The organism is Phreatobacter oligotrophus, assembly GCF_003046185.1.
Lineage (GTDB): Bacteria > Pseudomonadota > Alphaproteobacteria > Rhizobiales > Phreatobacteraceae > Phreatobacter > Phreatobacter oligotrophus.
Window position 1 is genome coordinate 450,034 of record NZ_PZZL01000005.1, and the last position, 7,642, is coordinate 457,675.

At 68.5% G+C, this 7,642-nt stretch carries 6 protein-coding genes and 1 tRNA gene; 5 read left to right on the forward strand and 2 right to left on the reverse strand.

Features of this window, described 5'->3' with window-relative positions; all coding sequences use genetic code 11:
• The first annotated feature begins 528 nt into the window (after window positions 1-528).
• The 5 genes from C8P69_RS14400 (at window position 529) to C8P69_RS14420 (ending at window position 6,514) form a co-directional block, all read left to right on the forward strand.
• Window positions 529-2,361, forward strand: a complete 1,833-nt coding sequence (locus tag C8P69_RS14400) for a cation:proton antiporter domain-containing protein (protein WP_108178105.1) — start codon at window positions 529-531, stop codon at window positions 2,359-2,361.
• Window positions 2,362-2,452: 91 nt separating this feature from the next.
• The gene (locus C8P69_RS14405) at window positions 2,453-3,706 is read left to right on the forward strand and encodes a GTP cyclohydrolase II (RefSeq protein WP_108178106.1); all 1,254 of its coding nucleotides are present in this window, start codon (window positions 2,453-2,455) and stop codon (window positions 3,704-3,706) included.
• Window positions 3,707-3,964: 258 nt separating this feature from the next.
• Complete coding sequence (locus tag C8P69_RS14410; RefSeq protein WP_108178139.1) at window positions 3,965-5,191, forward strand: URC4/urg3 family protein; 1,227 nt, start codon at window positions 3,965-3,967, stop codon at window positions 5,189-5,191.
• 33 nt (window positions 5,192-5,224) lie between these two features.
• Window positions 5,225-5,854, forward strand: coding sequence for a uracil phosphoribosyltransferase (gene upp, locus C8P69_RS14415; protein WP_108178107.1), 630 nt, complete (start codon window positions 5,225-5,227; stop codon window positions 5,852-5,854).
• A 66-nt stretch (window positions 5,855-5,920) separates the two neighbouring features.
• On the forward strand, window positions 5,921-6,514 hold the full coding sequence (locus C8P69_RS14420; protein WP_245902043.1) for a DJ-1/PfpI family protein: 594 nt from the start codon (window positions 5,921-5,923) through the stop codon (window positions 6,512-6,514).
• Between the two features lie 42 nt (window positions 6,515-6,556).
• On the opposite strand, the gene C8P69_RS14425 is transcribed toward C8P69_RS14420, so the two are convergent.
• Window positions 6,557-7,360, reverse strand: a complete 804-nt coding sequence (locus tag C8P69_RS14425; protein WP_108178109.1) for a DUF72 domain-containing protein — start codon at window positions 7,358-7,360, stop codon at window positions 6,557-6,559.
• 205 nt (window positions 7,361-7,565) lie between these two features.
• Window positions 7,566-7,642: transfer RNA gene (locus C8P69_RS14430), tRNA-Met, on the reverse strand.

Here is a 7,642-nt window from a genome sequence, read left to right on the forward strand (position 1 = left end):
ACGCCTTCGATTGGATTGGGGAGTTCCCGATCCGCACGGCCGGCAAGAAGAACAAGCCTCTTCGGTAGCTGGCTCTGGACACCAGCTGAGACCAAAAAAGCCCGATCGTCGTTGCTTCAAGTCGCGTCCCCTGCGGAGGGCAGGGTTCGCCGGTTTCGCCTCCGGCTGCCGGTTAGGTTATCGAAGACCCCGCGTCTTGCGACGCCCCTGGAACACGGCCCGGTAGGTCCCGGCGCATTCCCAAGTCTTCGGGCGGCTGTCCGGCCTCTTGTCCGGATGCCCACCAACCGGCACGCAACCACAGGCACGTGCGAAATTGGGCAAGGGGGTAGATATCAGATTCCGCCCGGGGTGCAAGTGGATTTTCCGCTCCGGAAAAAAGAAAATTGCCTTGGCCGGCCATCAGCTTAACATCCGTTCATCGGATCGCCGGCTAAGCGTTCTGCAATGGACATTTCGACGCAGCGCCGCATAGGTTTGGAACACCGCGGCTGATCCGGCCCGGTGCCGAGGGGAGACGACACACGCATGGCCGCCGCGGTTGAGCTCGCAGCCTATAAGGACGCGCTGATCATCCTCGCCTCGACGGCGGTGACGGTCCCCCTGCTCAAGCGCATCGGCATCAGCCCCGCCCTCGCCTTCCTGAGCATCGGCCTCATCGCCGGGCCGTCGGTGCTCGGCGGCCTCTCCGCCACCTATCCCTGGCTCGCCTGGTTCGCCGTCTCCGACAGCAAGCAGATGGCCGCCTTCGCCGAACTCGGCGTTGTCTTCCTGCTCTTCCTCATCGGCCTCGAACTCTCCTACGAGCGCCTCACCCGCATGAAGAAGCTGGTGCTCGGCCTCGGTTCGCTGCAGGTGCTGGTCACGGCCTCCATCATCGTCCTTGCCGCCTGGTGGCTCGGCCGGCCAGTCGCCGCCGCCCTCATCATCGGCGGCGGCCTGGCGCTCTCGTCCACCGCCGTGGTGGTGGAATATCTCGCCGAGCAGCGGCGGCTCACCACCACGACCGGCCGCGCCACCTTCGCCATCCTGCTGATGCAGGATCTCGCGGTGATCCCCCTGCTCTTCCTCGTCGTCGCCCTGTCGCAGCGGGGCGAGGAGGGTTCAGTCCTCTTCGGCCTCGCCATGGCCCTCGTCCAGGGCGCCGCGGCCGTCGCCATCGTCGTGCTGGTCGGACGGCGGGTCCTGCGCCCGTTCCTGCGTCTGGTCGCGGCGATGCACGAGCCGCAGGTCTTCACCGCGGCCGCCATCCTCATCGCCATCGGCACCGGGCTGCTCACCGCCGCCTTCGGCGTCTCCATGGCGCTCGGCGCCTTCGTCGCCGGCCTGCTCATCGCCGAGACGGAATTCCGCCGCGCCATCGAGGCGACGCTGGAGCCCTTCAAGGGCATCCTGCTCGGCGTCTTCTTCTTCTCGGTGGGCCTGTCGCTGGACCTGCCCGCCGTCATCGCCAGCCCGGGCACCTTCGGCGCCGCTCTGGCTGCGCTCATCGTGCTGAAGATCGCCGTCATCGTGCCGCTGGGCCGCGCCTTCGGCCTCAGCTGGATCGTCGCCTTCCGCACCGCGCTGCTGCTCGGGCCGGCGGGCGAATTCGCCTTCGTCCTGATGCAGCAGGCGACGGGAAGCGGCGTTGTCGCACCCGAGGTCGGCTCCTTCATCGTCACGCTGACGGCGCTGAGCATGGCGACCGTGCCCTTCCTCGACAAGCTCGGCGCCCTCGTCGCCCGCCGCGTCGAAAAGAAGGCGGCGCCCGACCCCGAGCTCACCGTCGCCCCTCCCGTGGCGACTGGTCGCCGCGTCATCGTCGTCGGCTATGGCCGCGTCGGCCAGCTCGTCTGCGAGATGCTGAAGACCCACGGCGTGCCCTATATCGCCGTCGACCGCGACGCCCGCGAGATCGCCGATCTCCGCCGCCAAGGGCACGACGTCTATTTCGGCGATGCCAACAACCACGCCTTCCTGGAACAGTGTGGCGTGCGCGACGCCGCATCCCTCGTGCTCACGCTGCACACGGAGGGCGCGCTCGACGAGATCGCGCAGATTGCCCGCGCCCTGAACCCGAAGCTCACCATCATCGCCCGCGCCCGCGACGCCGACCACGCCAAGCGCCTCTACCGCCTTGGCGTGACCGACGCGGTCCCCGAGACGATCGAGGCGAGCCTGCAGCTCTCCGAAGCCGTGCTCTTCGACCTCGGCGTCCCCGCCGGCAAGGTCATCGCATCGGTGCACGAGCGTCGCGACGTGTTCCGCCGCGAACTCCAGGACGCCGGCGTGGACGAGGCGCGGGTGCGCAATGCGGTGCGCTCCAGCCATCCCGGATCCGGCGTCCGCGGTGCCCCCTTGCCGGCGGAGCGAAGCTGAGCCATCATCGGATGCTTCTTCGACGGCCCTCCGCCTTTCTCCGACGGGGGGCCGTATCCGTTCCGCAAGGCCTCATGGCATCGAGGACAGGATGAGCGTCAACAAGTCGGGTCACATCAGGCTGACCTCGCATCCGGGCGCCGGCACGCCCTCCCGCTTCGCCCTGAACTGGGGCGCCGCCGATCCCCGACAGCGCGGCCCCGTGGTCGCCACCGTCAATGCCGGCCCCGATCGCAACGCCATCGGCACCCATGGCGGCTCCTATGCGCTCTATCGGGCACTCGCCGTCTCCGCCGGCGCGCTCAATCCGATCCAGCGGCCCGATCTCACCAACACCCACCCCGTGGTGAATATCGGGCCCTTCCCGCAATGGTCCGAGCCCGGCCGCATCGTGTCGATCGATCCCTTCGGCCACCTCGTCGGCGAGATCTTCCGCCCCGAAATCGCCGAGGGCGTCGACATCCGCCCCTCCATCGCCATCACCAAGGCGCGGCTGACCCTGCCCGAGCTGAAGGACGCCATCGGCACGCGGCTGCCGGTCGACGGCACGATCGTCCGCGACAGCGGCGACATTGCCTGCGTGAAGATCGCCATCGACCCGGTCTGGTACCTGCCCGGCATCGCCGAGCGCTTCGGCACCTCGGAGACCAACCTGCGCCGCACCCTCTTCGAGCAGACCGGCGGCATGTATCCCGAACTGGTGACGCGCCCGGACATGAGCGTCTTCCTGCCGCCCATCGGCAACACCACCGTCTATCTCTTCGGCGATGTGGCGAAGCTCGGCGACCCCAGCACCTTCATTTCCGGCCGGCTCCACGACGAATGCAACGGCTCCGACGTCTTCGGCTCGGACATCTGCACCTGCCGCCCCTATCTCGTGCACGGCATCGAGGAGGCGGCCCGCGACGCCCAGAAGGGCGGCGTCGGCTTCATCGTCTATAACCGCAAGGAAGGCCGGGCCCTCGGCGAGGTGACGAAGTTCCTCGTCTACAATGCCCGCAAGCGGCAGGAAGGCGGCGACCAAGCCGCCACCTATTTCGAGCGCACCGAATGCGTCGCCGGCGTGCAGGACGCGCGGTTCCAGCAGCTGATGCCCGACGTCATGCACTGGCTTGGCATCCGCCGCATCGACCGCTTCATGTCCATGTCGAACATGAAATACGACGCTCTTGTCGCCGCTGGCGTCGACGTGGTGGAGCGCGTGCCGATCCCGGCCGAACTCGTCCCCGATGACGCCTCCGTGGAGATGGAGGCGAAGAAGGCCGCCGGCTATTTCACCCCGGCCCCGCCGCCCTCGCAGGACGACCTCACCCGCGTCGTCGGCCGCAAGATCGAAGATTTCTGATGCCGTTTGTTGTCGGAATGGCGCCGTGCGAACGCGATGCCGTCGTCATGCCCCACCCGCACCCTCCCCTCTCTGCGCGAGGGGAGGGAGACCACGATGGCCCGCCGCGGCCTGACCGGTTGGGCCAGGCCCAACCGCTGACAGCCTTGCAGGACGTCAAAGTCCCCTCCCTGCGCCAGCGGGGAGGGTGAGGGTGGGGCATTCGACTCGCCGCGACCTCTCTGCCTTGTCCCCGGAGCCCTGCTGATGGCCTTCGCCATGCTCGACGCACCGCGCGCCGCCCGCGCGCTGCTGACCGCTTCCGCCGTGCGCGAGCGCTCGGCCAAGATGCTCGACCTCGGCATGGCCGGGGAGCTCTCCGCCTTCACCGTGGACATGGACCGCCTGCCCGCGGCGGCCGATCTCGTGGTCGAGGTGATCCGCGGCAACTATCCGGATCTCGCCATCCCGTTTCATGCCCGCTGGCGGCATTTCCGCGCCGGCCCGCATGATCTTGGCGCGGACCTTCTCGCCCGCATCGCCGATCCGGCGGAGCGCGGCCGCACCGCCTTCGACCTCGCCATCGTCTCGGTCCTGCTCGATGCCGGCGCCGGCATGGCCTGGCGCTATCGCGACGCGGCGACCGGCGTCGAACTGTCGAAATCGGAAGGCCTGGCGGTCGCCTCGCTGCGCATGTTCGAGGCCGGCGCCTTCGCCGACGATGGCGTGAGCGCCCGCGCCGATGCCGCCCGCCTCGCCGCCCTCACCGCCGGGGACATCGCCCGCGGCTTCCAGGTCTCTGACACCAACCCGCTGGTCGGCCTCGAGGGCCGCGCCAGCCTCCTCGCCCGCCTCGGCACCACGGCGAGCGCGAACCCGCAGGTCTTCGCCACCCGCGACACGCCCCGCCCCGGCGGCCTTTTCGACCATCTGGCAGCCCAGGCCGAGGGCGGCCGCCTGCCAGCCACCGCCATCCTCGCAGGCGTCCTCGCCCATCTCGGTCCGATCTGGCCAAGCCGCGTCACCCTCGGCGGCATTGCGCTGGGCGATTGCTGGCACCATGCGAAGATCCGCGCAGGCGATGCCAGCGACGGGCTCATCCCCTTCCACAAGCTGTCGCAATGGCTCTCCTATTCGCTCATCGAGCCGCTGGAGAGCGCCGGCATCACCGTCACCCACATCGACGGGCTGACCGGCCTGCCGGAATATCGCAATGGCGGGCTCTTCGTGGACATGGGCGTGCTCGCCCTGCGCGATCCCGCCGCCGCGACCGCGGCCAACACCGTCGACAGCGCCCTGGTCGTCGAATGGCGCGGTCTTACCGTCGCTCTCCTCGATGCCATCGCGCCGCTGGTGCGCCAGCGCCTCGGCCTGTCAGCCGAGGCCTTCCCGCTCGCCCGCGTGCTCGAAGGCGGAACCTGGGCCGCCGGCCGACGCCTCGCCCGCGAGCGCCGCGACGATGGCGGCCCACCGATCCGGGTCGTCAGCGACGGGACCGTCTTCTAAGATGCGCAGGATAGAGAAGGGCCTGGAGGGCGCATGAACACCGTGACCGTCGTCGATCATCCGCTGGTGCAGCACAAGCTCACCCTGATGCGCGACAAGAACCGCTCCACCAAGGGCTTCCGCCAGCTGCTGCACGAGATCGGCATGCTGCTCTGCTACGAGGTGACGCGCGACCTGCCGCTCGAAATGACGGAGATCGAGACGCCGCTCCAGACGATGATGGCGCCGCAGATCGGCGGCAAGAAGCTGGTCTTCGCGCCGATCCTGCGCGCCGGTCTCGGCTTCGTCGACGGCATGCTGGAGCTCGTCCCCTCCGCCCGCGTCGCCCATATCGGCCTCTACCGCGACCCCGCGACCCTCACGGCCGTCGAGTACTATTTCAAGGCGCCTGAAGACGTCGCCGACCGTCTCGTCATCGTCATCGACCCGATGCTGGCGACGGCCAATTCGGCGATCGCGGCGGTGGAGCGGCTGAAGGAGCGCGGCGTGCAGAACCTGCGCTTCGTCTGCCTGCTGGCCGCCCCCGAGGGTGTCGCCAAGTTCCACGCTCACCATCCCGATGTCGGCATCTGGACGGCGTCCATCGACAGCCACCTGAACGACCACGGCTATATCGTGCCGGGTCTCGGCGATGCGGGCGACCGCATGTTTGGCACGAAGTAGCGCGTTCGGGCGGTCATGGCGCGGGCGGTCGACGGACTGGGGGGCATCATCGCCGGCGGAAGGCCGGTGCGTGTCGGCATTCTGCTCTTCCCCGAGGTCGAGGTGCTCGATTTCGCCGGGCCGTTTGAGGTCTTCTCGGTGGCGGATCGCGTCGCGCGGCGGGACGGGCTGGTCCCGGGCGGTGCCTTCGATGTCGCGACCGTCGCCGTCGGACATCGCGATGTCCGCGCCCGCCATGGGCTGATCGTCCGCGCTGCTCACGAGGCGAGCGACGCCCCGCCGTTTGACCTGCTCGTGGTTCCCGGCGGGGTGGTGACCCAGCCGCTCGGCGACGCCGCGACGCTCGACTACATCCGAAGGGCCAGCGCAGCCGCGACGCTGACGGCATCGGTCTGCACCGGCGCCTTCCTGCTCGCCGCGATCGGCCTGCTCGAGGGCCGCGCCGCAACGACCCATTGGGAGGACGTCCCGGATCTGCGCACGGCCCATCCCGCCTTGCGGGTGCTGGAGGACGTGCCCTTCGTCGACGAGGACGAAGTGATCACCTCTGCTGGCATCTCGGCTGGCATCGGCATGAGCCTGCATCTCGTCGCCGGGATCCTCGGCAAGGCCGCGGCGCGCGCCACCGCCCGGCAGATGCAATATGACTGGGAGCCGTGAGGGCCCGCGCGGCTCCCGACGGGCCGCGACGCGCCTCTGATCTCAGGCGCCCAGGCGACCGATGAGCCGCATCGCCGCCAGCGGAGCCTTGGGCTTGAAGCCATTGATGAAGAAGATGAAGACGTCCCGCTTGACCTTCTGCGCTGGCGCCTTCGGGGCAACCAGCGGCAAGCCGGCTGGATGACGGCCCGCCGCCCAGCTGGTCGCCCGCGCCGCCCACGTGTCGATATCCGCATCCGCATAGCCGCGTGGCTCCTCCTCCCGCGCGCATTGCAGACGCAGGTAGACGAAATCCGCGGTCGGATCGAAGAAGAAGGGGTAGTCTGGATCATCGGCAAAGACCGCGGCGACGCCATGATCCCGCAGGAGGGCAATGAACTCCGGCACCATGAAGCTGGCATGGCGCACCTCGACGACATGGCGGAGCGTCAAACCGTGCGCTGTTCTGGGCAGGAGGCTGAGAAAGGCCGCAAAGTCCTCCGGCTGGAAAGCCTTGGTCGCCGCCATCTGCCAGTTGATCGGCCCGAGCTTCGTATTCAGACGGTCGATGCCACTGTCGATGAAGCGGGCGACGGACTCTCCCGCTTCTGCCAGGACACGCCGGTTGGTCGCATAACGCGGCGCCTTGAGCGCGAAGACGAAATCGTCGGGCACCTCGTCATGCCAGACAGCGAAGGTCTCAGGCTTCTGGGTCCGATAGAACGTGCCGTTGACCTCGATGGCCGTGACATGGCGGCTCGCATGGGCGAGCTCACGGGCGTGAGGCAAACCTTTCGGATAGAACGTCTCGCGCCACGCTTCGAACGTCCACCCGCCGATGCCGACGCGGATCTTGCCCTCTGTCATGTCCTGCCTCCGCACCTCGTGGGTCAGATGCTATGGCGCTGATGATCCGGAGGATGGCAGCGGCCGTGTCTGTCACGGGCTAACGCGCCACGAGTCAGAGAGATCCGGCCGACGCGGCAAAGCCGCCTTCGTCCAGCGATGGCGCGCAGCCCCCGGACGCCAAAAAGCCCCGCCGGTTTGTGACCGGGCGGGGCTTTTGGTGTTTTGGTTGCGGGGGCCAGATTTGAACTGACGACCTTCAGGTTATGAGCCTGACGAGCTACCGGGCTGCTCCACCCCGCG